The organism is Deltaproteobacteria bacterium (genome assembly GCA_026712905.1).
Lineage (GTDB): Bacteria > Desulfobacterota > Binatia > UBA9968 > JAJDTQ01 > JAJDTQ01.
Genome location: JAPOPM010000191.1, coordinates 1 through 2,201, shown reverse-complemented (window position 1 = coordinate 2,201; position 2,201 = coordinate 1). Strand labels below are relative to the sequence as shown.

Sequence of the window (2,201 nt, the reverse complement as noted above, 5' to 3'; positions counted from 1 at the left end):
GCCTCACGCATCGACGAGCTCCTGCCCTGGGCCTTCACCCCCGCTTCCCGCTGATCCCAGGGCGCCGGCAACTGCCCCTCGCCCTCACCTCCTCATCGCCACCCCGTCTTCTTGTCAAGGTGGGGTCCCGCGACCGCTTACAGGCTCAAACAGCGGGAACGCTATAACAACACCAAATCAGCCCCAGAAAACACTGAAAACTCACTCTCGTGTAGTACGAAAAAATATTGTCGCAGGTGTTAACCCGGTATGTTGAAGGCGATCGCGGATAGCAGCGCGCCATAGCGGGGGTGTCGCCAACCTGTTCCTGGCGGGCGACTACATGCGGATGGCTTCCCTGAACGGCGCACTGGCCAGCGGGGTTGACGCAGCCAACCACGTCGCGGAGTCGCTGCGGTCCCTTGCCTCACAGATGCAAGAACGGTTCATGAGCCAGGGCATTGTCGGAACGACCGGTTAGATGAGTGGGGCATCATGCCGCACCGATCGCGATCCATCGCCAACGAGCTCAAACATTGAGAGAGATCGTAAGCAGGTCCTGTTGAAGACTCGCCCAACCCGTTTCTGTCGTGTGGGGGTAGCGACCCACGGCGCCTGCACCGGTATCGATAGTCCTTGGAAACCATGCAATGCGACCGTTCTGGAAAAGCCATGGAGTTTTTCGGTCATGTGGTGAAGCCAGTGCGTGCAAACCGGACCAAAGCACTCAATCGCCTGGGACTGGCGGGTGAATGCGGCCGATGCCGGCCCCCACGCGCCCGCCCCGCGCGTCGTCGCCAAGTTCGAGCGGGACCTGATCGAGCGTTCCGGCGCCCAGACGCTCCAGGAACTGCTGGACACCGGCATCGCCCGCTACTTCCTTGGTATAGCTGCCTCTGGGTGAGCTGCTCATCGTGGGGCCTTCCCACCGGGGGATGGATGCGCGAAGCGATCGCAAGTCCCTGCAACCCACGTCAGACGTTCCCGTTGCCGGCAATGGTCATCGAGATGGCGATGATGGGCTGAGGTGAAACTTCGCGGGCCCTCTTCACTATGGGCATCGGAGGTCTTGCACATGCGTATACAGCCGCTCGGAGTTGTTTCCTGCGCGGCGTTGGTTGCCTTAGTGCTAACCAGTTGTGGCGGCGGCGGCAAGATGACCACGCCCGGCGACGAAAGTGAGATGTCGCTGTTGCAGAAATGGCAGCGCTTCGCGGACGGAAGCCCAACACTCTCCATGACGGGCGAAGAGATCGAAGAAGCTTGGACAGCGGCGGCCGAAAGAACGACCCATTACGTCTCTTTGAGCCATAGGATTCCGGTTCCCTGCCTTCCTCCTGTTGACTGCGAGCCTCAGCCACCGGACGAGGTTATCGAAGTCGTTGCTGAACGAATCGAATACCTGGAACTACTCGAACGAATCGAAGGAGGCGTGGCTACGGACATCGAGGTCGTGTATGCCCCCGTGTTGGAACACAACGGTATTCCTGTCGCTGAGCTCGAATACCGATACACCTATGAAGACGAGCCAAGGACATACCTCTCCGATGTGTTGAGCTACGGCGGGTGGCTGGAGTACACGACTTTTAGAGTTGACTTCGACCGCGGATGCGAAGTGGGTGCGGCCGGATGTTCGGGAATCAGTCCGGATTTCATGGACGCTCTTATCAGCCGCACGGTGACGGGCCGTTACTCTGGATCGACGCCGACGGGCGTGGGGTCGGCCACCTGGACGGGCTTGATGGTCGGGATGCGGTCTCCGGTATACCCAGGCACAGACATCATCAGGCCCTTGCCAACGCCGGTGGCGCAGCCCGATGCGTATGTTGGCGACGCACGGATCATGATCGACAATCTCGCGTCTCCCAATGTCGATGTCGATGTTTCCTTCACCAACCTCCATAACGTGACCGAAGGCGCCAAGCACCGTGACATGACCTGGGAGAACGTTCGCGTCAAGGACGGCCTGTTCAGAAGCAGAAACATTATCCTTAACCCTGACGATTACATTCTCGGGATGTTCAGCGGTCCCCAGCATCAGGAAGTGGGCGGCAAGTTCCGTAGGGACGGTATCGCGGGAGTCTTTGGAGCGAAACGTCAGTAGATCGGACATCGACCGACTCGGGAGAGGAGAGGGCGGCGGCTGCACTTCAGACGAGATTTGGAGGGACAGATGGGCGCACCGAGTGTGCGATTGTCCTGGGAAGGGCGACAAGTGTTCG

The 2,201-nt window shown here is 59.7% G+C and carries 2 protein-coding genes; both read left to right on the top strand.

The features are described 5' to 3' along the window. Positions 1-685 precede the first annotated feature (685 nt). The gene (locus tag OXF11_16010) at positions 686-883 is read left to right on the top strand and encodes a hypothetical protein (GenBank protein ID MCY4488598.1); all 198 of its coding nucleotides are present in this window, start codon (positions 686-688) and stop codon (positions 881-883) included. Between the two features lie 171 nt (positions 884-1,054). Then, a complete protein-coding gene (locus tag OXF11_16005) occupies positions 1,055-2,083 on the top strand; it encodes a hypothetical protein (GenBank protein MCY4488597.1) in 1,029 nt (342 codons plus the stop codon). Positions 2,084-2,201 lie beyond the last annotated feature (118 nt).